The organism is Amycolatopsis sp. NPDC114484 (genome assembly GCF_055633755.1).
Window position 1 is genome coordinate 1 of record NZ_JBVKDQ010000041.1, and the last position, 23,661, is coordinate 23,661.

Genomic DNA, 23,661 nt, shown 5'->3' on the forward strand with positions numbered 1-23,661 from the left:
GCCTCCAAACAGGACAACCTTTCGACGAACATCAGGCCTTTCCACCTCCGCTCACTGCTGCGGCTTGACTTTTAAGAACCTGAGATGTCTTTCCTGAACAACGCCACGGTCGCAGAGGAAGCGGCCAGGCAGTGTCCGCTACCGCGCGCAATCTGCGAAAGTGCTCAGGTGACCGACGTCGTGCTGCCGCCCCGAATCCGACGCGGAGACCGAGTACGGCTCGTCTCCCCGGCGAGCTGGCCGACCGCCGAGCTGCTCGCGGAATCCGTGCGTACGCTGGAAAACTGGGGCCTGACCGTCGAAGTCGGCAAGCACGCCCTCGACCGGCACGGCTACCTCGCCGGGCGCGACGAGGACCGGCTCGCCGATCTCAACGACGCCTATCGCGATCCCGGCGTGCGCGCGGTCATCGCGACCCGCGGCGGGGCCGGGGCGTACCGGATCGCCGACGGGATCGATTTCGCGGCCGTACGCGCGGATCCCAAGCCGCTCATGGGGTTCAGCGACATCACCAACCTGCACCTCGCGTTGTGGCGGCACTGCCGGATCGCCGGGATCCACGGCTTCCTCGACGGCGCGCGCTCCGCCGAATCGACCCGGCGGCTGCTGTTCGAACCCGAGCCCACGACCCTGCACCGGGACCCGGACTCGCTCACCGCCGCGGTCTCGTTTCCCGGGACCGCCACCGGGAACCTCGTCGGCGGGCATCTCGGCACCGTCATCGGGTTCATCGGGGCCGGACTGCCCAGCCTTGACGGCGCGATCCTCTTCCTCGAAGCCCCGCGCGCGATCGGGCTGGGGCAGGTCGACCGCCAGCTGACGCACCTCATGCGGTCCGGTTCGCTGCGCGGCCTGCGCGGCATCGCGCTCGGCCGGTTCCCCGGGTTCGAGGACTACACCGACCGCGGCTGGACCGTGCTCGACGTGCTGCGCGACCGGCTCGGCGCGCTGGACGTCCCGGTGGCCGGCGGCATCGACGTCGGCCACGGCGACGCACCGCTCTCAGTCCCGCTCGGACCGATCGCGACGCTCGACGCGGATACGCTCACCGTCGGTGCGGCGGTCAGCTAGGCGCCCCAGCTCAGGTGCCGGAAGTGCAGCCCGTTCTTCGACTCCTGCCATTCCCCGACGGTGTCCGGCTCCCGGCCGATCTCCGGCGCGTAGACGTCGCCCTCGAAGGACTCCGCCAGTTCGGTCACCTCGATCCGGTCGGCGAACGGCAGCGACTCCTGGTAAATCCGCGCGCCGCCCATCACCCACACGTCGCCGTCGGCGGCCGCAAACGCTTGCTCCAGGCCGGGGAACGTCTCCGCGCCGTCCTGCGGCGTGCTCGACACCACCAGGTTGCGCCGTCCCGGCAGCGGCCGGAAGCGCTCCGGCAGCGACTCCCACGTGCGCCGGCCCATGAGCACCGTCGCGCCCGCAGTCACCGTGCGGAAGTGCTTCATGTCCTCCGGGATGTGCCACGGCAACGCGTTGTCGCGACCGATCACACGGTTCGCCGATTGCGCCCAGATGAGTCCGATCATCACACTGCCACCGGAGCCTTGATGCCGGGGTGCGGGTCGTAGCCCTCCAGCGCGATGTCCTCGTAGCGGTACTCGAACAGGCTCTCCGCCGGCTTCAGGCTCAGCGACGGAAACGGCCGCGCGTCCCGGGAAAGCTGCTTGCGCACCTGGTCGACGTGGTTGTCGTAGATGTGGCAGTCGCCGCCGGTCCAGACGAAATCGCCGACCCGCAGGCCGACCTGGTCGGCGATCATGTGCGTCAGCAGGGCGTAGCTGGCGATGTTGAACGGCACGCCGAGGAACAGGTCCGCGCTGCGCTGGTACAGCTGGCAGGACAGCTCGCCGTCGGCCACGTAGAACTGGAAGAACGCGTGACACGGCGGCAGCGCCATCCGCGGGATGTCCGCCACGTTCCAGGCCGACACGATGATCCGCCGCGAATCCGGGTTCTCGCGCAGAGTGCGAAGGACCTCGCTGATCTGGTCGATGTGGCCGCCGTCGGGCGTCGGCCAGGAGCGCCACTGCACGCCGTAGACCGGGCCGAGGTCGCCGTCCGGGGCCGCCCATTCGTCCCAGATCGTGACGCCCTGGTCACGCAGCCAGTTGACGTTCGAGTCGCCGCGCAGGAACCACAGCAGTTCGTAGGCGATCGACCGGAAGTGCACCTTTTTCGTGGTGATCAGCGGGAATCCGTCGGCCAGCCGGTAGCGCAGCTGGTGCCCGAAAATCGACCGCGTGCCCGTACCGGTGCGGTCCCCCTTCCCGGCTCCGGTGTCGAGCACGTGCTGAAGCAGGTCTTCGTACTGCGTGTCCGGCATACCCGGATCGTAATCGAGATCGGGGCAGGGCCGTGTCAGCGGGATATCAGCGGCCGCGGTGACGCTGGTCGTACCACCACGAACAAAGGGGAATCCGACGATGACACGCCCGCCCGGCCTGCCGCTCGACCGCGACGCAGGCCCGTTCGCCCCGCCGTCCGCCATCACCCGGCTGCGGGAGGACCGGCCGGTGAGCCCGCTGAAATTCCCGGACGGGCACGACGGCTGGCTGGTCACCGGCTACGACGCGGCCCGCCAGGCGCTGGCCGACCCGCGGTTCAGCTCGCGCCAGGACCTCGGCGCCGTGCACGTGCCCTACGAAACGCCGAGCATGCCGGAGGCACAGGAGGAGTTCGACCCGTCGCCGCAGGTGCCCGGCCTGTTCATCACGATGGACCCGCCGGACCACACCCGGCTGCGCAAGAAGCTCACCGGCGCGTTCACCGTCAACCGGATGAAACGGCTCGAAGAACACATTGTCGAAATCACGCAGCGGCAGCTCGATCACTTGGCCGACTGCGCGCCGCCGGTCGATCTGGTCAAGGAATTCGCGCTTCCGGTCCCGTCGCTGGTGATCTGCGAAATGCTCGGCGTCCCCTTCGCGGACCGGGAGATGTTCCAGAAGAACTCCGCGCAAATGATGCTCCGGGACCAGAGCATCGAAGACAAGACGGCCGCCTGGACGGAGCTGTCGTCGTTTCTCGGCGAACTGGCGGTGCGCAAGCGCGCGGAACCCGGCTCGGACATCCTGTCCGACCTGGCCCGCGACGACGATCTCAGCGTCGAGGAACTCGTCGGGATCGGGTTCCTGCTGCTGCTCGCCGGGCACGAGACGACGGCGAACATGCTCGCGCTCGGCACCTTCGCCCTGCTGGAAAACCCGGAGCAACTGGCCGCGCTGCGCGCCGACCCGGATCTGATCCCCGGCGCGGTCGAGGAATTGCTGCGCTATCTCGCGGTGGTCGACGTCCTGTTCCGCTACGCGTCCGAAGACCTCGAACTCGGCGGCGAAAAGATTCCCAAGGGATCGACTGTTCTCATTTCGATGCTGGCCGCCAATCGCGACCCCTCGCATTTCCGCGAAGGCGACGAACTCGACGTCGAGCGGAAAGCGCGCACACATCTGTCCTTCGGCCACGGCGTGCACCAATGCCTCGGCCAGCAGCTCGCCCGGATCGAAATGCGCGCCGGATTCGCCGGACTGCTGCGCCGCTTCCCGACGCTCGCGCTCGCGGTCCCGCCGGAGGAGGTGCCGCTGCGGACCGCCATGAACATCTACGGCGTCCACGAGCTGCCCGTGACCTGGTGAGACCAACGCGTCAACGGATCAGTTGACGCATGCATCGTCAACCTATACGTTGACGGACATGACCGACTCCGTGCAGGCGATGGCGACCCGGTACTTCCGGCAGCGCGAAAACCCCTTCCTCAGCGAACTGCTGCGCGCGGCGAGGTCCGGGCGCCCACCCGGCGAAGACCTCGGCGCCGAGGACGCGGCGGGGGCGTTGCACCTGGTCCCGGACGTCCGCGCCGACCTGGACCGGGCCGAGGTCACGCTGATCGAATCGGTTCTCGACCGCGGCTGGACCTGGGAACAGCTGGGGGCGGAGTACGGCAACCGGTCCAAACAGGCGATGCAGCAGCACTATCGGCGGCGCGGCGGGACCCGCTCCTGGCCGGCCGGGGAACGCCCGCCGCGCACCGAATCGCCGCACCGGCTGACCGACGAGGACCTGGACCCGGCCGACGTGGCGAACGTGCGCGAGGCGATCAGCGTCCTGCTCGCCACCGCGCACGACGTCGCCGAGACCCACACCGTCGACGGGGTGTGGACCGCGGGCGAACCCGTACTGGAGGAGATCTCGACGATCGGGCTGGATCCGCTGCCCCGCCTGGAAGTCGCGTGCCGCACCGCGGCCGGGGCCATCTCGGACATGGTCGTCGCGGGATGGGAACGCCGCGATCCGGGACGGGAGGCGCGGCGGCGGCAGTCGTGGACGGTGCGGCTCGACGACGAGATGCGGGACCTGGCGTCCTGGCTCGACCGGGAGCCGGAAGGACGGCTCCTCCCCCGCGTCGACCGTCCGCTGACCGTCGGGACGACCACCGCCGTACGGGCGGACGAGGTCGAGATCGCCGCCGAGGACGTCGAGCAGGTGCAGGAGTCGATCAGCCTGGCGCTCGACCGGCTCGAAGCCCACCGCGCCGTGTTCGACCAGGTCATCGACGAGCTGCGACGGCGGCAGGCCGAATTGTCCTGAGCCGTCAGCGAGCCCGGGACCGCAGCCACTTGTCCCACGGCCGTTCCTTGTCCTTCGCGAACGGCACGTCCGACATCAGCCCGCGCGGGATGAGCACCAGCGCTTCGCCCGCGAAGCTGACGCCGATCGCGAGCTGATGCGGTCGCGCCTGTTCGTGCATGCCGAATTTCACTGCCAGCACAGTGAATCCGATCGACACGGCCACGCCGAGCACGAACAGCGCGAGGCTCGACTTCCGGTAGCGCTGCCACAGCTCGCCCTTCTTCGCATAAAGCCGGATCGTCGCCCCGCGCGCCGCGCCGAAGGCGAGACCGACCGCGCAGCTGCCGACGATCCACCACACGTCAGTGCTGGTCAGCCCCGTGAAGCCGACCGCCCCCGCGATGCCGATGGCGATCAGCACCACCGGCGGCGCGACCGTGTCGCGCCAGTTCAACGGCTCCCCGAACATCCGGAACACCAGCATCACCACGACGCCGACGACCAAGCTCACGAGCACCCACCCGCTCATCGCGGACCCCCTACCCCAGACCGACCGGCAACCTTTTTAGCACTGTCATGCTAAATCCATCGTGGCATCATCGTGCTATAAACGCAACCATGCCGAAGATCGTGGTGCCGGAGGACCGGCGGACGGCCGTGAGCGAGGCCGTGGTCCGGGTGGTCCGCCGCACCGGCGTCGAGGGCGCGACGCTCGGCAACGTGGCCAAGGAAGCGGGCCTCGCGATCGGGTCGATCCGGCATTACTTCGCCGACCACGAGGCGATGATGCTTTTCACCATGGACCAGCTCGGCCGCCGGATCGGCGAGCGCGTCGCGGTCCGCGCGGACCGGCTGCTCAAGGCCGACGCCGACCGCCGGACCCTGGTCGAAGACCTGCTCGCCGAGTTCCTCCCGCTCGACGACGACCGCCGGGACGAAGCGGTCGCGTGGCTGGCCTTCACCGTCGCCGCCCGCACCCGTCCGGCGTTCCGCGCGAGCGCCGACGCCCAGCACCAGTACGTGCGCGACCTCATCACCCGGATCCTGCGCGAGGCCGTCGCCCTCGGGCGGCTCCCCGGGGAACTGGACCTGACCGTCGAATCGGTCCGGCTTTCCGCGCTGCTCGACGGGCTGACCATGCAGGCCGTCCTGTACCCGGAATCGACGCCTCCGGAACTGCTCCGCAGCGCGCTGCGGCGAAGCCTGCCGTAACCCCGGGTCCGTTGTGGACCAAGCCCTCCCCAGCGCGGTTCATCGAGTGTGAACGCGTGGTGAATATTGCGAATTACCTGTCACCGCGATGAGCGAAACCGCGACGGTGCTAGTCGTTTCCCCGCACAACCGGCTGTGAACACTCACACCGCGTGCCGGGGCCGTTGCTCTGCGGGAACGGACGAGAACACAGTGATGCTCGGCCGGGTCACCCGGCAAGCTCCCTCTTCCCCGTCTGGCACAAGGAGATTCGATGGATTACCGACCCACCCGGCGGACAGTCCGGATTACGGTGGCGACCGGGGCAGCCGCGCTTGCCGTGGCGCTGCTGCCGGGCACCGCGCTGGCCCAGTCGACCAACGACGCGAATCAGCCGAACGGCCTCATCAAGACCGCCACGCACACCCAGGTGCGCGAAGTCCAGCCGCTCGGCGGGCACCTGAACCGCGCCGCGCTGCCCGCGTCGAAGCAGCTCTCGTACAACCAGCAGGTACAGGAAAACGACCAGTGGTGCTGGGCCGCGGACGGCTCCAGCATCGAGCAGTCGCAGGGCGGCACCGCCTCGCAGGCCGATTTCTGCGCGGCGGGCAAGGGAACCCAGTCCGGGTACTGCCCGAACGAGGGCGGGCAGATCTCGGAGATCGTGCAGGGCTTCATCGGCACCGGATTCTCCGCGGAGAGCGCGAACGGGCCGATCAGCTACGACTCGGTCCAGAACCAGGTCAACTCCGGAATCCTGAACCTGACCGGGATCTACTGGACCTCGGGCGGCGGGCACGCCGAAGTGATCTACGGATACGACAGCGCCAACAACTCGATCATGGTCGGCGACCCGTGGCCCAGCTACGAGCGCTACCAGACCTGGGATTACACCCAGTACCAGAGCAACGCCCAGTTCAACTGGAACGACACCATCGTCAACATCAAGAAGGGCTGACGAGCCGTCATGGGTGAGATCTGCCGGAAGTTCGCCGCCGGCGCGGCGATCGCGGTCGCGGCGCTCCTGTCCGCCGGTCCCGCCGAGGCCGCCGGGGCCTCGTGGGTCGCGCCGCCGTCGGAGCAGGACGTCGCGGCCGCGGTCAAAGCCGCGGAAACGGCACGTGCGATCAGTTTCGCCACGTCGAACTTCCGGCAGGTCGGGCACAGCGATCCAGGCCGGATCACGCTGGCGCACAAGGGAATCCCGGTCTACACGCTCAATCCCGACTTCGTCGCGGCGAAGCCGGGGGCCCCGGCAGGGGTGCTGCGCTCGATCGCGGTGACGGCCACCTCCGCGACCGGGGCGAAAGCCACCCTCCGCGCCGCGCCCGATCACGCCGCGCCGGGCGGCTGGTCGGTCGGGAACGTGTTGTCCGGCAACGACGAGGAGACGCTCAGCGCCCGGCTGCGCCCGGGTTCGGTGCTGCTGAACGAACCGCAGATCAACGGGTGGTACGACCTCGGCCGCGACGGCGTCGTGCTCCTGCAGGCCAGCCTTCCCCAGTCGCCGGTCGGCCAGTTCACGCCGATCGCCGACTACGAGCAGCAGGTGCATTCCCGCTACGCCGACAAGCTGCCCGGCTCGCAGTACCAGCGGGGCGGCGGGATCGGGTTCAAGCAGACCCTCCAGCGCGACACCGGACCGGCCGGTTCGCTGACCGTCGGGCTGATCGTGTTCGGCTCCGCGGTGGCGGCCGCCGGCGCGTTCCTGTTGTGGCGCTGGACGAAACGGCGGATCAGTCCCAAATGAGATCGACCCCGGCGATGCCTACGCCGAGTTCCTCGAAGTAGGCGCTGACCGTGTTCCCCGGCCCGCAGAACAGCGGCTCGCGGACCAGCAGTTCCAGGTCTTCCCTCGGCCGGATGGTCCGCAGGCAGCGCGCGGGCAGCGCGGCCGGGTCGAAGCGCAGCCGCAGCAGGTACGCCGACATGCGGGAGCGCACGACCCGGTGGAAGCTCCCCGGCCGGACCGAGGCGGCGGGACGCAGCGTGAACCCGAACGTATGCGTCTCCCCCTCGGCGAGGCCCCGGTCGAAGAGCACCTCGAACACCATCCCCGCCGACCGCACGCTGCGCCGCACCCGCCCGACCCGGCAGCCGTCGACCGCGATGATCTCCGTCGCCGTGACGTCGCTGCCGTCCTCGTCCTGGTGCGTCACCAGGAAACTGTCCGGACCGGATCTTCGCGCCCGCACCACCATGGTCGACGAGATCTCCTCGGTCCGGCCTTGCGCGCCGAGCGTCAGCACGTCGACCACCGTCGCGACGTCGAGGTCCGCGTTCTCCTCGCTGCCGGGCATCCCGCTCAGCTCGTCGCGCAGCGCGAACGTTTCCGCCCAGCTCTGCTGGAGTTCCGGCAGCGACGGCCTGCGGTCGGCGTCCGCGGTCCGGTGCGGCCCGATCAGCACGACCAGGCTGTCCGGCGGCAGGTTCAGCACCGACTCCAGAGCGCGCACGACGTCGAGCGAACGCGGGGCGGACGGGCTGCGCAGTCCCCGCTGCCAGTAACTCAGCGTGGACTCGGCGACCGAGACCCCGTGCGCGGCGAGATGCGCGCGAAGCCGCGAAAGGGACAGCCCGCGCCGGTCGACGGCCTCGGACAACGCGCGGTGAAACGGGCCGGACCGGACTGTTCGCGACGACCACCGGACCGCCAAGCTCTGCTGCTGCATCTGGCTTCCCCTGCTCGTGCCGAATAGCTGTTCAGCATGAGCAGTTCGTGACCGGGCAACAACCGTCCATGGTCGAGAATCGGACATTTCCCCCGGCTTGGGGAGGCTCAGCCGTCTTCGAGGGTCCGCCAGATGCCCGCCAGAAGGCGCAGCTGTTCGTCGTCCAGCCGGTCGAAGAACAGCGCCCGCAAGTCTTCGTGGTGCCGACGGCGGGCTTTGCGGATCAGCGCGCGGCCCCGCGCGGTCAAAACCGCGTCGAAGCTGCGGGCGTCTACCGCCGATTGGCGGCGTTCGATCAGGCCGCGGCTGACGAGGCGGTCGGCCAGCCGGGTGAAGCCGCCGGTGGACATCAGGCGGCGCTGAGCGAGGTCGGTCATCCGCATGCCCGCGTCGCCGGCTTCGGCCAACAGGGCTAGCACGCTGTACTCCGCCATGCTCACGTTCAGCGGCGCGAGCCCGTCCGCCAGCGCGCGCCACAGCCGCTCGTGCGTGAACAGGAATCCGCTCCACGCCTCCTGTTCCAGGTCCCGCAGACCGTCGCTCGCCATGGCGACACGGTAGCCGGGGCCCGGCAAACGGGTGAGCACGGCCATCGGCGGAAATAGTTGTCTGCGCAGACAGGTTAATTCCGGCAGGCTCGGCCGCGACCGGCGGCCGGGCGCCGGAAAGGAGCACCGACCATGGCTGAACCGCAGACCACTGGCTCCGAGACCACTGGCTCCGAGACCACTGCCGCCCGGACCACGGGGCCGCGGCCGTTCGAAATCGGCATCCTGACCTTCGGAGAACTCACCAAGGACCCGGTTTCCGGGGCGCTCCCCTCGCCGCGGCAGCGGGCGCGCGAAACGATCGAGCAGGCGCAGCTCGCTGACCAGGTCGGATTGGACGTCTTCGGCGTCGGCGAGCACCACCGCACCGACTTCGTCGGGTCCGCGCCCTCGATCCTGCTCGCTGCGGCGGCCGAGCGCACCGAGTGGATCAGGCTGACCAGCGCGGTGACCGTGCTGAGTTCCGAGGACCCGGTGCGGGTGTGGGAGCAGTTCGCGACGATCGACCTGTTGTCCAAGGGACGCGCCGAGATCATCGCGGGCCGCGGGTCGTACACCGAGTCTTTTCCGCTTTTCGGTTACGACCTCGCCGACTACGCCGATCTCTTCCGGGAAAAGCTCGACCTCCTGCTGGCGATCCGCGACCAGAATCCGTTGACCTGGAAGGGAAAGTTCCGCGCGCCGCTGGTCGATGCCGACATCGCGCCGCGCGCGGACGGCCTGCCGATCTGGGTGGGCGTCGGCGGATCCGCGGCTTCGGCGGTCAGCACCGGACGGCGCGGACTGCCGATGGCGTTGCTGTTGGGGCCGTTAACGCAGCACGAGCAGACCGCCGCGATCTACCGGCAAGCGGCGCGGGAAGCCGGGCATGCTCCAGCGGCGATCAGCATCAACGTGCACGGATTTGTCGGGCGCACGAGCCAAGAGGCGCGCGAGACGATGTATCCCTACTTCGCGCAGGGCATGCTGGAGAACAATCATCAGCGCGGCGAAGGCATGTTGCTCTCCCGGTCCGCCTTTGAAGTTCAGGCTTCGCCCGGCTCGGGGCTGCTGGTGGGAAGTTCCGCGGAGCTGATCGAGAAACTGCTTGCCTACCACGAGTTCTACGGGCTGAACCGGGTCCTGGTCCAGCTCGGTTTCGGCGGGATGCCGCAGAAGGAACACCTCGAAGCGATCGAGCGGCTCGGCACCGAGGTCGCGCCGGTCGTGCGACGGGAGGTCGCGGCGTGAGCGGGCTGCGGGTGGCGGTCGTCGACGGGAGCCCGAGCCGGCCGTCCAAAACGGTGGGCCTGGTGGACGTCATCCTGGAAACCCTCGGTGAACTGGTCCCCATTACGCCGACCCGGATCGATGTCTACCGGCTGGGGCTTGCCGGATCGGTCGAGCGCGAGGACGTGCCGCCGGACGTCGAGGCCGCGTTGCGGACCGCCGAAAAAGCCGATCTGCTGATCGCGGCGACCCCGGTGTTCCGCGGCTCGTATCCCGGGATGTTCAAGCAGTTCTTCGATCTTGTCGGCCAGTACGCACTCGTCGACAAACCCGTGTTGCTGGCCGCGACCGGCGGCGGCGACCACCACGCGCTGGTGCTGGAGCACGCGCTGCGGCCGTTGTTCGGGTTCTTCCAGGCCCTGACCCTGCCGGTCGCGATCTTCGCTTCCAGCGGGGACTTCGACGGAACCGTGCTGCTGAATCCTCGCGTGCACGGGAGGATTCAGGTCGCGCTCTCGTCCGCGGTCCGGTGCCTTCCGGTGCCGAAGTAGACCGTGGCGAACTCCGTCAACCGTTGTGCCGCGGCGGAAAGATAGGTGTCCGCACGCCGCACCACCGTCAATGTCCGGTAGCAATCCGGGACATCCAGGCGCAGCCCGACGGCCGTCTCGCCCTTGGCGGCCTGTCGGGCGACCTCCGGTACCAACCCGATCCCCAGGCCGCTCGCGATCAGCTGGCCGGTCGCGCCGGGTTCGTCGCTCTCGCACGAGTAGTGGGGTTCCAGACCGGCTTCGGCGAAGAGGCGGTCGGCCAGGGTGCGCGGCCAGTAGCCGGGCCGGGTGGTCACCATGGGCTCGTTCGCGAGGTCCGCCATCCGCACGCGTTCGCGCCCCGCGAGCCGGTGCGTGCCGGGCACGGCCAGCAGCACCTCCTCGCGCAGCAGCTCCCGCGCCTGCAGGCCGGGCTGCAGCAGCGGTTGCGAAGCGAAGCACAGATCGACCTCGCCCGCGCACAGCTGCTGCGCCATGGTTTCCGCCGACGATTGGTACAGCCGCAGCTCGATGCCGGGGTACTCGGCGCGGAAGGCGCTCATCAGACCGGTGAGCGTGAGCAGGGTTTCCGACGCGACGGCGACCCGGCCGTGGTCAAGGCCGGCCAGATCGACGAGTTCCTGGCGGGCGTCGTCGAGTTCGCGCAGGGCCCGGTCGACGCGGCGCAGGAACGTGGTCCCGAAGTGGTTGAGCCGCAGCCCCCGTCCGGCGCGCTCGAACAGCGGCACGCCGAGATCCGCCTCCAGCCGCGCGATCGCCCGGCTCAGCGACGGTTGCGCGATGTGCAGTTCGGCCGCCGCCTGGCTGAGGTGGCCGCGGTAGGCGACCGCCTGGAAGTAGCGCAGCTGCAGCAGGTCCATCTCATAGCTCCGAGGTCATGAGTATATGCCGAATTTGGTCTTGGACGGCATGAGAAGTTCAGCTTAGCGTCTGTTCGGGGGAAGACTTACGCGCACAAGGGGGAACAGTGGCCGAAGCGGTCCTAACACGCGGGCGGACGTCGCTGGTGGTGCTGCGGGCCTTCGTGACGCTCCACGCCGTCGCGATCCTGGGCCAGCCGGTGTTCGCCGGACGGTATCTGATCGGCGACTACGACATGCTGGCGATGCACGAACTCGGCGCGAACATCGTGTCGACCGTCGCGCTGGCGCAGCTCGTGCCCGCCGCGTTGTACTGGTGGCGGGGCGGCGTCCAGTGGCCGTTCTGGGCGAGCCTGCTGCTGGCCGGCGGCGAGACCGCGCAGTACTTCGCGGGCCAGGCCGGCGCCCTTGACCTGCACATTCCGCTCGGTGTCGCGCTCGTCGCGATCGCGCTCGGGACGTTGTTCGGCATCTGGCGGACCGGGACGCGGCGATGAGCGGGATGTCACGACGCCGGTTTCTGGGCTTGGCGGGCGGTGCTGGAGTAGTGCTCACGGCCGGGTTCGTCACCCCCCGGTTGTTCCGGCCGGCCGCCGCCACTGGCGAACTGCTGATCAGCGAAGTCCCGCTGCCGCAACCATTTCAAATTCCGCTTCCGCTCCCACCGGTGCTGAAGCCGGTATCCCGCGACGGCGGCGTCGACCGGTACGAGGTCGTCCAGCGCGCGAGCACCGCGGAGATCCTGCCCGGAGTGCGCACGCCGATTTGGGGATACCAAGGCACTTTCCCCGGACCGACGATCGAATCCCGCAGCGGCCGGACCACGATTGTCCGGCACCGCAACGAGCTTCCGGTGCCGACCGTCGTGCACCTGCACGGCGGACGCACGCCGCCGGAGTCCGACGGATACGCGACCGACCTCGTCCTGCCCGCTGACGGCCGGTACCTGGCCAGCGCCGGACACGGTCACTCGGGCATGGCCGATCCGGACGCCGTCGTCACCACCGGCACCCGCGAGTACACGTATCCGTTGCGGCAGAAGGCCGCGATGCTCTGGTATCACGACCACCGGATGGATTTCACCGGCCCGGCGGTGTATCGCGGGCTCGCCGGACTGCACATCGTCCGCGACGCCGAGGAAGACGCTCTGCCACTGCCGCGCGGGGAGCGGGAGATCCCGCTGATGATCACCGACCGCGCGTTCGCCGAAGACGGTTCGATGCGATACCCGTCGCTCGATCCTTCGCTGCGAACCGTGCCGGGTGTCGAAGACGCTTATGCCGCAGGGGTTCTCGGTGACGTGTTGCTGGTGAACGGCGCACCGTGGCCGGTCGCGGAAGTGTCGGCGACCCGGTATCGGCTGCGATTCCTCAACGGTTCCAACGCCCGTCGCTACGACCTCGCGCTCAACCCGCCACCGCCGAGCGGGCCCGCGTTCACGCAGATCGGCTCGGATCAGGGCTTGCTCGACGCCCCGCGCGGCCACGAACATCTGCCGATCGCGCCTGCCGAACGGTACGACATGGTGGTCGATTTCGGTGCCTATCCGGTTGGCACCGAAGTGACGCTGGTCAATCGCCTCGGCACCGGAACCACCGCACAGGTAATGCGCTTCCGGGTCGCCCGCCGAGCGAAAGACGACAGCCGCATCCCGGCCAAACTGTCCGAAGTGGAGCGTCTCGACCGAGCGCAGGCGACAGTGACGCGCGAGTTCGCGTTCCGAAGTGGACAGTTCAACGGAAGGCACGGCTGGACCATCGGCGGTGAAGCCTTCACCCCGACCCGGATCGCGGCCCAGCCGAAGCTCGGCGACGTCGAGATCTGGCGGTTCATCGCGGATCTGCACCATCCGATCCACCTGCACCTGGTGCACTTCCAGGTGCTTTCCCGCGGCGGCAAGGAGCCCGCCCCGCACGATGCCGGGCGAAAGGACACTGTGGACCTTCAGCCTGGCGAGGCGGTCGAGGTGATCGCCCGGTTCGACGGGTATCGCGGGCGGTACATGTTCCATTGCCACAACGCCGAGCACGAGGACATGGGGATGATGGCCACGTTCAAGACCGTTTAGGGAGGTGGCGCGGTCACCGCGAGCGTCGATCGTTGGGTGGTCCCGTCACCGTGACCCCGCGCGGCGGCCTTCCTACGCTGACCGCGACGGTTTCCTCTTCGATTCTGGAGGTGCGGCAATGGCGAACTCCACAAGACGGCTGGCCGGGGTGGCACTGGGCCTGTCCGCGGTACTGGCCCTGAGCGGCCAAACAGCCGCGACGGCCTCGCCGAGACCAGCGGCGAACTCGGTGACGTGCAATTCCGGTCCGCTGCAGGTGAAGTTTTCCGAATTCCCCGGCTCCCCGCCGAACGTGTTCTGGTCGCTCGGTGTCTTTTGTTCCGCTCCGGCGCAAATCTCCCTGTCCTCCCGGTTGACGACCGGGTTCGGCACGCTGGCCTTCGGCACCAATCCCAGCGCGTTCACCCAGTTGCTGTTCACCACCTCGCCCGGCAACAAGTCGGTGTCGGTCCCGAAGGGCATCCCGGTGGAGGCGCTGGCCTCAGCCATCATCGCCAACCGCACCGGCGGCGTCGTGACCATCGCCAGTTCCGCGGGCGGGAACTGCGCCCGGAACAATTCCGTGCAGGTGACCTGCGATTACGCCAGCGGTTTCTTCCGACCCTGACCGGGCGGGGACGTCGAGTGCCGACGGCCGCGGCACTCGGCGTTCACTGGCGCGCGGACAGCGCGGCGAGAGCCAGGTGCAGCAAATGCAGCTCGTGATAGCCGCTCACCGACAGCCCGGTGCGCTGCTCGATGTGCCGGAGCCTGCGGTCGAGAGTGTTGGGGTGAATGTGCAACGTGGCAGCCACTCGCCGCCGGTCAGCGTTGCCGAGCACCCAGCCGCGCAAGGTATTCACGAGCACCGGCGAATCGGCCAGCGGCGCGACCATGGCGGACAACCGCGTCGCGAGGTCCGGATCGGCCGACACCAGCCGATCCGCCAGCACCTGCGACAAGTCGTAAAAACCGGCCGGATAGCCGCGACTGCGTACCAACCGCCAAACTGTCACCGCTTCCCGGAAAGCGCCGAGAAGTTCCTGCGTGCGCCCTTTGGCCAGCACCACCTGGACGCCCGGGCCCAGCGCGCCGAGAGCCGGGACCAACGAGTGCTCCGGCACCCGGATTCCCAGCCCGTCGAACCCCGGCAAGGGATGCAGCAAGACGACGAAATGCTTGCGCGCCATCACTAACGCGCCGCCTTCGAGCAGTGTCCGCTCAAGCCGGGCCAGCTTGCCCGCGGTGTCGCCGCGCGAATCCGCCGGGGACACCAAGGCAATCAGATGCGCCGGAGCACGCGAGCCCACCCCGGCGGCCGAGCCGCTCAGCAGGCTGCGGATCACTTGTTCGCGGTACCGCCCGGTTTCCGCCCGTTGCTGGTGCCAGTCGAAAAACGCGCCCAGCTCGGCGTCCTCGACCAGCGGGCCCAGCTGAGCCGACCACATCACCAGCGGCATCAGCGTGGCCCGATCGGTCACGGACGCTTCGGCCAGCGCGATCCGCATCGCGGCGGTGTAGCTCGTGGTGACGCCCAGCCGCAGCGAATCCGCGGAAAACCCTCCGTCGGCCACGACCTGGCCGAACTTTTCGTACGGGGAAAGGGTTTCCGGGTCGACATTCTGGTCGGCCCGCACACAATCGAAGGCGAGATCCGCGCCGAACCGGATGAGTTCGATCGAGCGCGGGATGAGCGCGAGCGCTCCTGGCCCGTGCACCGCCATCGTGGCGTCCAGCTCGTTGCGCACCCCGGTCAGCACCCGGGGCAGCAGCCGTTCCAGGACAGCCCTGGTTTCTCCGCTACGCATGGCGACGATTTCCTGAAGACGAGGTGCGCCCAGCATAGCGCTCGCGCACGCGGTAGCGGACCTACTTCGTCCACAAGCATCGCGCCAGCCAAACAGCAGGTTCCGCACAAAACCTGACTGACCAGGCCGCCCAGCACGCTGATCGACCTGGTGCCGTCTTCCGTCGGCAGATACCTCGTGGTCAGCGACAGCGCGTCCCAGCTGCTGTCCGGCGGGACGGACCGCACGGTGGCCAGCGGCCAGATCAGGAACGCTGTCTCGCGCACGGCCAGCAGCACCGCGAACCCGATCGCGAGCCCTGCCCCAGCCGGTCTCCGCCCAGTCCGCTCCGGCACCAGACCCTCCTCCGCCACCGAGGCGGTCAAGCTAAGCCAGCTTGACGGTCAGGCAGACGCCAGCCGGTACCCGGCACCGGCGACCGTCTCGATCACCGGCGGCAGCCCCAGCTTCCGCCGCAACGTCATCACCGTGACCCGCACCGTGTTCGTGAACGGATCAGCGTGCTCGTCCCACGCCTTCTCCAGCAACTGCTCCGCACTCACCACCGTCCCGCCCGCGCGCATCAGCACCTCCAGCACCGCGAACTCCTTGGGAGACAACGGCAAGAACCGGCCATCACGTGATGCCTGATGCCGCGGCAGGTCCAGCACCAGACCGGCCGCCTCCAGCACCGGCGGCAACGCCGGACGCGCCCGGCGAGCCAGCGCGTGCACCCGGGCGACCAGCTCCGCGAACACGAACGGTTTGGTCAGGTAATCATCCGCACCGAGGTTCAGGCCGTCGATGCGATCGGTGACGTCGGCGGCCGAGGTGAGCATCAAGACCCTGGTCTCGCCGCCGGCGTCGACGATCGCCGCGCAGACCTCGTCGCCGTGCACCGTCGGCAGGTCCCGGTCCAGGACGACGACGTCGTAGGAATGCACGGCGACGCGTTCGAGCGCTTCGCCGCCGTCGTAGCAGACGTCCACCGCGATGGAATAGCGGCGCAGCCCCTCGGCGATCGAATCGGCCAGGAGCGGCTCGTCCTCGACAATCAGTACCCGCATTCGATCATCATGCCCTGAACCGTGATAAAGGCGAGATAAGGATCAGGCGGGCAGCCGCACGTCGACCGTCAGCCCGCCGTTCGGATTGGCCCGCGCCGACACCTCCCCGTCGTGTGCGCGAGCGACAGAACGCACAATCGACAACCCCAGCCCGGAATGGTCCGCCGCACCGGTGCGATCCGGCTTCCCCCGCCGGAACGGCTCGAACAGGCCCGCGACCGCCTCTTCATCCACATTGGACCCGGAATTGCGCACACTCAACGCGGGCGTCGCGCCGATCGTGATCGACACCCAGCCATCCGGGATGTTGTAGCTGATCGCGTTGCTCACCAGGTTCAGCACCAGGCGTTCGAGCAGCACCGCATCGCCGATCACCGTCCGCGCGCGCAGCCGGGTTTCCACCGTGATGCCAGCGTCTTTCGCCTGCGCGGCGGTGAGTTTCACGACCGAACGGACCACTTTGTCCAGTCGTACCGGGGCCCGGGCGCTGAGTCCGCGATCGCTGCGCGCGAGCACCAGCAATCCCTCGATCAGCCGTTCGCTGCGTTCGTTGGTCCGCAACAGATGCGCGCCCAGTTTGGTCAGCACCGGCCCGGCGTCGGGGTTTTCCAACGCGACCTCGATCAGCGTGCGTTGCACCGCGAGTGGCGTACGCAATTCGTGCGAAGCGTTGGCCACAAACCGTTTCTGGCTGTCGAACGAACCGGCGAGACGGTCCAGCATGCTGTCGAAGGTGTCGGCGAGTTCCTTCAGTTCGTCGCGCGGGCCGTCGAGATTGATCCGCTGATCGAGTTTTCCGGCTTCGAGCCGTCGCGCGGTCGAGGTGATGGTGTGCAACGGCCGCAGCGCGCGTCCGGCCATGAACCAGCCGAACAGCAACGCCAGCGCAGCCGTGACCACGAGCGCGATCGCCGAGGCGAGGACCAAAGTGGACATTGTCGAGCTGCGGTAATCGGTGAGCACCGCCGTGGCCACCCGCTCCGCCGAAGCGGAGGCGGCATCCGCCGGGACCGCGCTCCACGACGCCGCCGAAGGCAGCGGTTCGGCGGACATCACCTGGCCGAGTTTCAGCGAGACCCCGTCGCCGAGATACTGCGCGGGCGCCGGCAGTTCGTTGCTGACGACGACGTAGGTCACCACCACCAGCACGATTCCGGCCAGCAGGAAGAACCCGCCGTACAGCGCGGTGAGCCGGGTCCGCACAGACAGCCGCAGCGGCCCCCGGCGCGCGGCGGCGCTCTTCTCGGCCAAGGATCCTCCCAGGTCGTCGCTGCCGAGGAGTCTGTCGGATCCGGGCATAAAGAGAGGATAAACAAGATCGCTTAACGGGCCTGTATCGCCGCGTCGGTACTACTGGGCCACCGGCGGGAACCACCCGCTCGAGCGAAGGAGAATCCGATGCGGAAAGCACGTCTGGCGGCCGTCGGGGCCGGACTGGTGCTGGCGCTGCTCAGCGGGTGCTCGTCCGGGGACACCGCGCCGCAGGTGCCGTCGATCTCCAGCCCGAAGGCCAGTCCGGAACCGGGGGCCGCCGCCGGGAAAGCCGATCCCGCGGCGGACCGGGACGCGATGCGCAACTACGCGAAATGCATGCGCGAGCACGGCGTCGACACGCCGGATCCGGGCGAGAACGAGGCCCCGAGCATCAACTTGTCCAACGACCCCGCAACCACCGCGGCGCTCGAATCCTGCAAGAAGCTGCTGCCCGGCGGCGGAATCCCGAAGAAGCTGACCCCGGAGGAGCTGGACAAGGCGCGCAAGGACGCCAAATGCATGCGCGAGCACGGCGTCGACATGCCGGATCCCGACGCGGACGGCGGCGCGCGGGCGCTTCCGATGAAGGACGACGGAACGAAATTCGAGGAAGCGCTCAAGGCGTGCGGAATGGGAATGGCCGGAAAGTGACCGTAAAACGAGCACGCTGGTTCCTCGCCGCTGGAGCGACTGTCGTCGTGGTCGGCACGACTTCGGCGGTCGTACTGACGCATGTCGCCTCCGGTGGCGAAACGGCCACGGCGGCGAAGCCGGTAGCGACCGCCGAAGTGACCAAATCGGACTTGAAGGAAGAGGAGAACGCGACCGGGAAACTCGGCTACGGCAAGGAATCCATGCTGGGCGGCAAGAAGAACGGCACGGTGACCTGGCTGCCCGCGCGCGGCGACGTGCTCGGGCGCGGCAAGACGGCGTACACAGTGGACGTGAAACCGGTGCCGCTGTTCTACGGAAGCCTGCCGTTCTACCGGGTATTGAACGACGGCGTGGATAAGGGACCGGACGTCAAGGAGCTTGAGGAGAATCTGAAAGCTTTGGGGTACAGCGGTTTCGGCACTCCGGACGAGAAGTTCACCGCAGCGACCGCGACCGCGCTCAAACGCTGGCAGAAGTCGCTCGGCCGGGAACAGACCGGGTCGTTCGATCCGGCCGACGTCGTGCTGGCCCCCGGCGAAATCCGGGTATCGGCGGTGACCGGGCAGCTCGGCGGGCCGGGCGCGGGCGAGATCTTCAAGTACACCGGGACGGCACGCGTCGTGGAAGCCGAACTGGACGCGACCAAGCAGAGCGTCGCGGTCAAGGACGCGAAGGTGTCCGTCTCGCTCGATGGCCGCACGCTGACCGGCACCATCACCGACGTCGGCAACACCGCCGCGGAGGACAAGGAGAACGGCAAGGCCAAGGTCACCGTCCAGATCCGGATGGACGACCCGGCCGCCACCGGCGACGTCATCGACGTTCCGGTCTCTGTGCGGTTCACCAAGCAGGTCCACCGGAACGTGCTGGTGGTCCCCGTCGGCGCGCTGGTCGCGCTCGCCGAAGGCGGGTACGCGGTCGAGGTCGACGAACAGGGCAAGCGGCGGCTGATCGGCGTCGAGACCGGACTGTTCGCTGGTGGCCAGGTCGAGGTCAAGGCGGCCGGTCTGCACGCGGGCCAGCGGGTGGTGACCACGTCATGATCCCTGTGCTGGCCGCGTATCGGGTGTCGCGCACCTACGGCGGGAACGTGCCCGCGCTGCGGAATGTCTCACTGTCCTTTTCGGACGGCGAGATGGTCGCTATCGTCGGGCCCTCCGGATCGGGCAAATCCACGCTGCTGCAACTGATGGGCACGCTCGACCGGCCGACCGAGGGCCGCGTCGAGATCCGCGGGCACGACGTCGCGCAGCTGTCCGACCGCAAACTCGCCGCGCTGCGTTCGCGGTGGATCGGGTTCGTCTTCCAGCAGTTCTTCCTCGACGACGGGGAAACCGCAGTGGGCAACGTGTGCGGCGGCCTGCTGTACAGCGGGGTTCCGAAGCGGAAACGGCGGGCGAGAGCATTGGAGGCACTCGACCGGGTCGGGCTCGGCCATCGCGCCGGTCACCTGCCGGGCGAACTCTCCGGCGGCGAACGGCAGCGGGTCGCGATCGCACGGGCGGTGGTGAACACGCCGCCGATCCTGCTCGCCGACGAACCCACCGGGAACCTCGACACCGGAAACGGCGCGGCAGTGCTGTCCTTGCTCGCGGAGCTCAACGCCACCGGCACCACGGTCGTGCTCATCACGCACGACCGGGAGATCGCCGCCGGAATGCCGCGCCGGATCGAAATCCTCGACGGAGAACTCCGCCTGGATACCGGTGCCGCCGATCTCGCGGGAGCACCGCGATGACCGCGCCCGCGCCGCCCAGCCCGAACCGGCTCGGTCCCGCCGACCTGCTTTCCCTTGGCGCACACGGGATGCGTACCCGACCCCTGCGCGCGATGCTGTCCGCGCTCGGCATCGCCATCGGCGTCGCGGCGATGGTCGCGGTACTCGCCATCCCGGCATCCGCGGACCAAGCGCTGCAAGACAAACTCGCCGCGATGGGCACCAACCTGCTGCGCGCCGAAGCCGGTCAAACGCTCCTGGGCGGATCGGCGAAACTCCCGGACTCGGCCGTCCCGATGGTGCGGCGGATCGCGCCGGTCGAGGGCGCGGTGGAGGTCGGCAAGGTCAACGCGAAGGTGTACCGCAACGACCGGGTCGGCAAGGACGATTCGGCGGGCGTCTCGGTGTTCGCCGCGCGGCCGGATCTGCTGCCGGTGCTCGGCGGGAAGGTCCGGACGGGAACGTTCCTCGGCCCGGCGAACCAGCGGTTCCCGGCGGTCGTGCTCGGCTCGGAAGCGGCGTCGCGGCTGGGGATCGACCACCTCGACCCCGCCCGGCCGCCGCAGATCCTGATCGGCTCGTCGTGGTTCAGCGTCGTCGGGATTCTCGCCCCGACGCCGCTCGCGCCGGAGGTCGAACGTTCGGTGCTGCTCGGCTGGGACGTCGCCAAGCAGGTCTTCGGCTTCGACGGGCACCCCAGCACGGTGTACCTGCGCGCCCGGGAAGCGCAGGTCAACGCGGTCCGTTCGGTGCTCGCCGCGACGATCAACCCGGCCGCGCCGAACGAGGTGGCGGTCGACCGGCCGTCCGACGCGCTCGCCGCGCAGCAGCTGACGAAGAACACCTACGGCGCGCTGTTCCTCGGCCTCGGCGGGGTGGCGCTGCTGGTCGGCGGCGTCGGCGTGGCGAACACGATGGTGATCTCGGTGCTGGAACGCCGTCGTGAGATCGGGCTGCGCCGCGCGCTCGGCGCGACCCGCGGCCAGATCCGCGGGCAGTTCCTCGCCGAATCGGTGCTGCTGTCCGGATTGGGCGGGCTGGTCGGGGTGGTGCTCGGGGTCGGCGCGACGGCGGGCTACGCGCTCAGCCAGGGCTGGCCCGCGGTGCTGCCGCCGGCCGCGCTGGCCGGCGGGGTGGCGGTCTCGGCCGCGGTCGGCGCGATCGCCGGGGCGTATCCGGCGATGCGAGCCACGCGGCTTCCCCCTGCTCAGGCCCTGGCCTGAACCTCGGACGGCCCGGGGCGGACCGGGCCGTCCGAACGCTACCCGGTCGTGCGGGCAAGAATAAACACTGGACTCCCGTCTAGTGCTATGGTGCAACTACGGTTACAAGTACTAACGTTCAATTGAGTTCCTAATCGACTCCGGCCTGCCGAGGTACCGCAGGCACTACCGCGTCCCGGCAGTGCGGGGGATCGATCCCGCGCGCCGGATCGCGGATCCTCGCCTCGAGGCGGAGGAGAAGGACGCGGCGCTGCCGCCGGGAACGACTGGTCTGCGAGCTGACATGAGCGCATTGCCCGAACGAGTGGCGATCATCGCCAACGACCCGATCAGCGGCGAGGGCGCCGCCGCCTACCTGCGCGCCTCGCCCCGCTACGCCGTGATGGCGGCCGGCGAGGTCCCGCGCGCGGACGTCCTGCTCGTGATCGTGCCGGAGGTCCGCGAGAAAACCCTGCTCGACCTGGCGCGGATCCGCCGGGCGGCGCTCGCGCCGGACGTGCGCGCGGTGCTGGTCGCCGACCGGATCGACAAGGCAGAACTGAGCAGGCTCGGCGGCTTCGGCCTGTCCGCCGTGCTGTACCGCGGTTCCGCGACGCGCGAGAAGATCCTGGACGCGCTGGCCGCCCGGGCGCCGGCGGCCGAACCGGAGGAGGTCCGCGCGACCAGGCTGACGAACGAGTTCCGCGCCAGCGAGGGCGAGGCCCGCTATCCGCGGGGCTTCCTCGACCGGCACCGGCTGCAGAGCCGGGAGGTGGAAATCCTCGGCCTGCTCGCGGACGGCTTCGGAACGGTCGAAATCGCCGACCGGATGTCGTATTCGGAGCGGACGATCAAGAACATCATCAGCACCCTGCTGGTGCGGTTCGATCTGCGGAACCGTTCGCACGCGGTCGCGTACGCGCTGCGGACGGGCATCATCTGAACGCTTCAGATCGCGCCGTTCCGGAGCGCGTAGGCGACCGCGTGCGTCCGGTTGCGCAAGTCCAGCCGCTGCGACAGATCGTGGATGACTTTCTTCACCGCGCGCTCGGAGAAGTTGATTTTCTCCGCGGTTTCGGCGGTGTCGAGGCCATCGGCCAGCAGGCGCAGCACGTCGATTTCCCTCTGCGTCAGCCCGGAACTGTGCGTCGGGCACGGCTCCATCGGCCGGCGGAAATGGCTGAGCAGCGTTCCCAACGCCGCCGGGGGAAGGATTCCGCCGCCGCGAGAAGCGGTCAGCACCGCGGCGGCCAGCTGCTCGCTCGACGTGCGCTCGCGGTTCAGCAGGGCGACCACGTTGCACTCCACCGCCGTCAGCACCGCCGCGCCCGCGGTCTCCTCGTCGACGAGCAGGACGACCGGAGCGTCCACAGTGGCCTTCAGCCCGCGCAACGCCGACGTCGCCTCCACCGACAACAGTTCGGCGGCGACGATGATCACGTCCACCTCGTCGGCGACGACGGAAAATTCCGGTCTCGCCTGCAGCCAGCTCCGGATCCCAGTGTCGGTAAGGGGATCCGAAGCTTGAATCAGCACCCGGACCGCTTCCTCGTGCACCGCCGCCCCGTTCATCCCACTCCCCCCGCCGCCGGTCCTCCCGGATTGCCGAATCTAGGGCCCCGGCGGGACGACCGGCGATCCCGCGCGGGGTAAAGATCAGGTACAGCCAGCTGTACCGCCCATGGTCCCGCGATACTGGGGAGGACGAAAGGACGCCGATGGCACGGACGGGACGCCGCCCCGGGCAGACCGAAACGCGGGAGGCCATTCTGGCCGCCGCGCGGGACCTGTTCGGCCGGAACGGGTACGAGGGCGCGACGATCCGCGCGATCGCCGCCGAGGCGGGCGTGAATCCCGCGCTCGTGCACCATTTCTTCGGCAGCAAAGACCAGGTGTTCGCGACCGCGCTGCACCTTCCGGCCGACCCCGGCGTCGTGGTCGCCGCGATCCTCGACGGCCCGCGCGCCGAGGTCGGCGAACGGCTCGTGCGGCTGTTCCTGACGCTCTGGGAAACCCCGGACTCGCGCGACGCGTTCTTCGGCGTGCTGCGTTCGGTCTCCACCACCGAACAGGCCGCGGACATGCTGCGCGGTTTCATCCAGGGCGCGCTGCTGGACAAGATCGCCGACGCCCTCGACATCCCGCCCCTGCGGGTCACCGGCATCGCCGCCCAGCTCGTCGGGCTCGCCCTGGTCCGCTACGTCATCCAGGTCGACCCCCTCGCCCGGGCCAGTCACGACGAGGTCCTCGCGTTGATCGCGCCCGCCGTGCAGCAGTACGTCGACCGGCCCTGACCTGCGTCTCCGCTTGACAGGGAAATTCCGCGCGCGCAG

Annotated in this window: 28 protein-coding genes; 17 read left to right on the plus strand and 11 right to left on the minus strand. The window is 69.0% G+C overall.

Annotated elements, in window-relative coordinates:
• Positions 1 to 168 precede the first annotated feature (168 nt).
• Positions 169 to 1,071: a S66 peptidase family protein gene (locus tag ACZ7SW_RS44175; RefSeq protein WP_470236351.1), complete on the plus strand. Its 903-nt coding sequence runs from the start codon at positions 169 to 171 to the stop codon at positions 1,069 to 1,071.
• Here ACZ7SW_RS44175 and ACZ7SW_RS44180 read toward each other — a convergent pair.
• Together ACZ7SW_RS44180 and ACZ7SW_RS44185 are read right to left on the minus strand one after the other, a co-directional pair.
• Positions 1,068 to 1,529 (minus strand): dihydrofolate reductase, encoded by a 462-nt coding sequence (locus ACZ7SW_RS44180; RefSeq protein ID WP_470236352.1) that lies wholly within the window; start codon positions 1,527 to 1,529, stop codon positions 1,068 to 1,070. The two genes, ACZ7SW_RS44175 and ACZ7SW_RS44180, sit on opposite strands and share 4 nt — an antisense overlap.
• Positions 1,529 to 2,326 (minus strand): thymidylate synthase, encoded by a 798-nt coding sequence (locus tag ACZ7SW_RS44185; RefSeq protein ID WP_470236353.1) that lies wholly within the window; start codon positions 2,324 to 2,326, stop codon positions 1,529 to 1,531. Before ACZ7SW_RS44185 ends, ACZ7SW_RS44180 begins: the two co-directional genes overlap by 1 nt.
• Positions 2,327 to 2,426: 100 nt before the next feature.
• On the opposite strand from ACZ7SW_RS44185, the gene ACZ7SW_RS44190 reads away from it, so the two are divergent.
• The gene (locus ACZ7SW_RS44190; protein ID WP_470236354.1) at positions 2,427 to 3,635 is read left to right on the plus strand and encodes a cytochrome P450; all 1,209 of its coding nucleotides are present in this window, start codon (positions 2,427 to 2,429) and stop codon (positions 3,633 to 3,635) included.
• A 58-nt stretch (positions 3,636 to 3,693) separates the two neighbouring features.
• Complete coding sequence (locus tag ACZ7SW_RS44195) at positions 3,694 to 4,587, plus strand: hypothetical protein (protein WP_470236355.1); 894 nt, start codon at positions 3,694 to 3,696, stop codon at positions 4,585 to 4,587.
• Between the two features lie 4 nt (positions 4,588 to 4,591).
• On the opposite strand, the gene ACZ7SW_RS44200 is transcribed toward ACZ7SW_RS44195, so the two are convergent.
• Positions 4,592 to 5,098, minus strand: a complete 507-nt coding sequence (locus tag ACZ7SW_RS44200; protein WP_470236356.1) for a DUF1453 domain-containing protein — start codon at positions 5,096 to 5,098, stop codon at positions 4,592 to 4,594.
• Positions 5,099 to 5,187: 89 nt separating this feature from the next.
• Here ACZ7SW_RS44200 and ACZ7SW_RS44205 point away from each other — a divergent pair, with 89 nt between their 5' ends.
• The 3 genes from ACZ7SW_RS44205 (at position 5,188) to ACZ7SW_RS44215 (ending at position 7,510) form a co-directional block, all read left to right on the plus strand.
• Entirely contained in the window at positions 5,188 to 5,781 is a 594-nt protein-coding gene (locus tag ACZ7SW_RS44205) for a TetR/AcrR family transcriptional regulator (protein WP_470236357.1), read from the plus strand.
• Positions 5,782 to 6,034: 253 nt separating this feature from the next.
• Positions 6,035 to 6,718: a papain-like cysteine protease family protein gene (locus ACZ7SW_RS44210; protein WP_470236358.1), complete on the plus strand. Its 684-nt coding sequence runs from the start codon at positions 6,035 to 6,037 to the stop codon at positions 6,716 to 6,718.
• A 9-nt stretch (positions 6,719 to 6,727) separates the two neighbouring features.
• Positions 6,728 to 7,510: a hypothetical protein gene (locus ACZ7SW_RS44215; protein WP_470236359.1), complete on the plus strand. Its 783-nt coding sequence runs from the start codon at positions 6,728 to 6,730 to the stop codon at positions 7,508 to 7,510.
• On the opposite strand, the gene ACZ7SW_RS44220 is transcribed toward ACZ7SW_RS44215, so the two are convergent.
• Both ACZ7SW_RS44220 and ACZ7SW_RS44225 read right to left on the minus strand, forming a co-directional pair.
• Positions 7,497 to 8,432: a helix-turn-helix domain-containing protein gene (locus tag ACZ7SW_RS44220; protein WP_470236360.1), complete on the minus strand. Its 936-nt coding sequence runs from the start codon at positions 8,430 to 8,432 to the stop codon at positions 7,497 to 7,499. The two genes, ACZ7SW_RS44215 and ACZ7SW_RS44220, sit on opposite strands and share 14 nt — an antisense overlap.
• Positions 8,433 to 8,539: 107 nt before the next feature.
• Positions 8,540 to 8,980 carry a MarR family winged helix-turn-helix transcriptional regulator gene (locus tag ACZ7SW_RS44225; protein ID WP_470236361.1) on the minus strand — a complete coding sequence of 147 codons (441 nt, stop codon included), beginning with the start codon at positions 8,978 to 8,980 and terminating at the stop codon, positions 8,540 to 8,542.
• A 132-nt stretch (positions 8,981 to 9,112) separates the two neighbouring features.
• Between ACZ7SW_RS44225 and ACZ7SW_RS44230 the strand changes: the two genes are divergently transcribed.
• Together ACZ7SW_RS44230 and ACZ7SW_RS44235 are read left to right on the plus strand one after the other, a co-directional pair.
• Positions 9,113 to 10,210 (plus strand): LLM class flavin-dependent oxidoreductase, encoded by a 1,098-nt coding sequence (locus ACZ7SW_RS44230; RefSeq protein ID WP_470236362.1) that lies wholly within the window; start codon positions 9,113 to 9,115, stop codon positions 10,208 to 10,210.
• On the plus strand, positions 10,207 to 10,740 hold the full coding sequence (locus ACZ7SW_RS44235) for an NAD(P)H-dependent oxidoreductase (protein ID WP_470236363.1): 534 nt from the start codon (positions 10,207 to 10,209) through the stop codon (positions 10,738 to 10,740). Before ACZ7SW_RS44230 ends, ACZ7SW_RS44235 begins: the two co-directional genes overlap by 4 nt.
• Here the strand turns inward: ACZ7SW_RS44235 and ACZ7SW_RS44240 are convergent.
• Positions 10,692 to 11,600, minus strand: coding sequence for a LysR family transcriptional regulator (locus tag ACZ7SW_RS44240; RefSeq protein ID WP_470236364.1), 909 nt, complete (start codon positions 11,598 to 11,600; stop codon positions 10,692 to 10,694). The genes ACZ7SW_RS44235 and ACZ7SW_RS44240 overlap by 49 nt on opposite strands.
• A 107-nt stretch (positions 11,601 to 11,707) precedes the next feature.
• Here ACZ7SW_RS44240 and ACZ7SW_RS44245 point away from each other — a divergent pair, with 107 nt between their 5' ends.
• From ACZ7SW_RS44245 to ACZ7SW_RS44255, 3 genes are all read left to right on the plus strand, one after another.
• Positions 11,708 to 12,097 (plus strand): hypothetical protein, encoded by a 390-nt coding sequence (locus tag ACZ7SW_RS44245; protein ID WP_470236365.1) that lies wholly within the window; start codon positions 11,708 to 11,710, stop codon positions 12,095 to 12,097.
• The gene (locus tag ACZ7SW_RS44250; RefSeq protein WP_470236366.1) at positions 12,094 to 13,668 is read left to right on the plus strand and encodes a multicopper oxidase family protein; all 1,575 of its coding nucleotides are present in this window, start codon (positions 12,094 to 12,096) and stop codon (positions 13,666 to 13,668) included. Before ACZ7SW_RS44245 ends, ACZ7SW_RS44250 begins: the two co-directional genes overlap by 4 nt.
• 118 nt (positions 13,669 to 13,786) lie before the next feature.
• Positions 13,787 to 14,275, plus strand: a complete 489-nt coding sequence (locus ACZ7SW_RS44255) for a hypothetical protein (RefSeq protein WP_470236367.1) — start codon at positions 13,787 to 13,789, stop codon at positions 14,273 to 14,275.
• Between the two features lie 43 nt (positions 14,276 to 14,318).
• Here ACZ7SW_RS44255 and ACZ7SW_RS44260 read toward each other — a convergent pair whose 3' ends face one another.
• From ACZ7SW_RS44260 to ACZ7SW_RS44275, 4 genes are read right to left on the minus strand one after another with little or no spacing between them, the layout of a single operon-like run.
• Positions 14,319 to 15,455, minus strand: coding sequence for a PucR family transcriptional regulator (locus ACZ7SW_RS44260; protein ID WP_470236368.1), 1,137 nt, complete (start codon positions 15,453 to 15,455; stop codon positions 14,319 to 14,321).
• Positions 15,401 to 15,790, minus strand: a complete 390-nt coding sequence (locus tag ACZ7SW_RS44265) for a hypothetical protein (protein WP_470236369.1) — start codon at positions 15,788 to 15,790, stop codon at positions 15,401 to 15,403. Before ACZ7SW_RS44265 ends, ACZ7SW_RS44260 begins: the two co-directional genes overlap by 55 nt.
• Before the next feature lie 48 nt (positions 15,791 to 15,838).
• A complete protein-coding gene (locus ACZ7SW_RS44270) occupies positions 15,839 to 16,501 on the minus strand; it encodes a response regulator transcription factor (RefSeq protein ID WP_470236370.1) in 663 nt (220 codons plus the stop codon).
• Between the two features lie 42 nt (positions 16,502 to 16,543).
• Entirely contained in the window at positions 16,544 to 17,800 is a 1,257-nt protein-coding gene (locus tag ACZ7SW_RS44275; protein WP_470236371.1) for a sensor histidine kinase, read from the minus strand.
• 99 nt (positions 17,801 to 17,899) lie between these two features.
• On the opposite strand from ACZ7SW_RS44275, the gene ACZ7SW_RS44280 reads away from it, so the two are divergent.
• The 5 genes from ACZ7SW_RS44280 (at position 17,900) to ACZ7SW_RS44300 (ending at position 22,271) form a co-directional block, all read left to right on the plus strand.
• Positions 17,900 to 18,406 carry a hypothetical protein gene (locus ACZ7SW_RS44280; protein ID WP_470236372.1) on the plus strand — a complete coding sequence of 169 codons (507 nt, stop codon included), beginning with the start codon at positions 17,900 to 17,902 and terminating at the stop codon, positions 18,404 to 18,406.
• Entirely contained in the window at positions 18,403 to 19,452 is a 1,050-nt protein-coding gene (locus ACZ7SW_RS44285) for a peptidoglycan-binding protein (RefSeq protein WP_470236373.1), read from the plus strand. Before ACZ7SW_RS44280 ends, ACZ7SW_RS44285 begins: the two co-directional genes overlap by 4 nt.
• Entirely contained in the window at positions 19,449 to 20,147 is a 699-nt protein-coding gene (locus ACZ7SW_RS44290) for an ABC transporter ATP-binding protein (protein WP_470236374.1), read from the plus strand. The genes ACZ7SW_RS44285 and ACZ7SW_RS44290 overlap by 4 nt, the downstream gene beginning before the upstream one ends.
• Positions 20,144 to 21,349: an ABC transporter permease gene (locus ACZ7SW_RS44295; RefSeq protein WP_470236375.1), complete on the plus strand. Its 1,206-nt coding sequence runs from the start codon at positions 20,144 to 20,146 to the stop codon at positions 21,347 to 21,349. The genes ACZ7SW_RS44290 and ACZ7SW_RS44295 overlap by 4 nt, the downstream gene beginning before the upstream one ends.
• Before the next feature lie 181 nt (positions 21,350 to 21,530).
• Positions 21,531 to 22,271, plus strand: coding sequence for a helix-turn-helix transcriptional regulator (locus tag ACZ7SW_RS44300; protein WP_470236376.1), 741 nt, complete (start codon positions 21,531 to 21,533; stop codon positions 22,269 to 22,271).
• A 5-nt stretch (positions 22,272 to 22,276) separates the two neighbouring features.
• On the opposite strand, the gene ACZ7SW_RS44305 is transcribed toward ACZ7SW_RS44300, so the two are convergent.
• The gene (locus ACZ7SW_RS44305; protein WP_470236377.1) at positions 22,277 to 22,900 is read right to left on the minus strand and encodes a response regulator transcription factor; all 624 of its coding nucleotides are present in this window, start codon (positions 22,898 to 22,900) and stop codon (positions 22,277 to 22,279) included.
• Positions 22,901 to 23,046: 146 nt separating this feature from the next.
• Here ACZ7SW_RS44305 and ACZ7SW_RS44310 point away from each other — a divergent pair, with 146 nt between their 5' ends.
• Entirely contained in the window at positions 23,047 to 23,622 is a 576-nt protein-coding gene (locus ACZ7SW_RS44310) for a TetR/AcrR family transcriptional regulator (protein ID WP_470236378.1), read from the plus strand.
• Positions 23,623 to 23,661 lie beyond the last annotated feature (39 nt).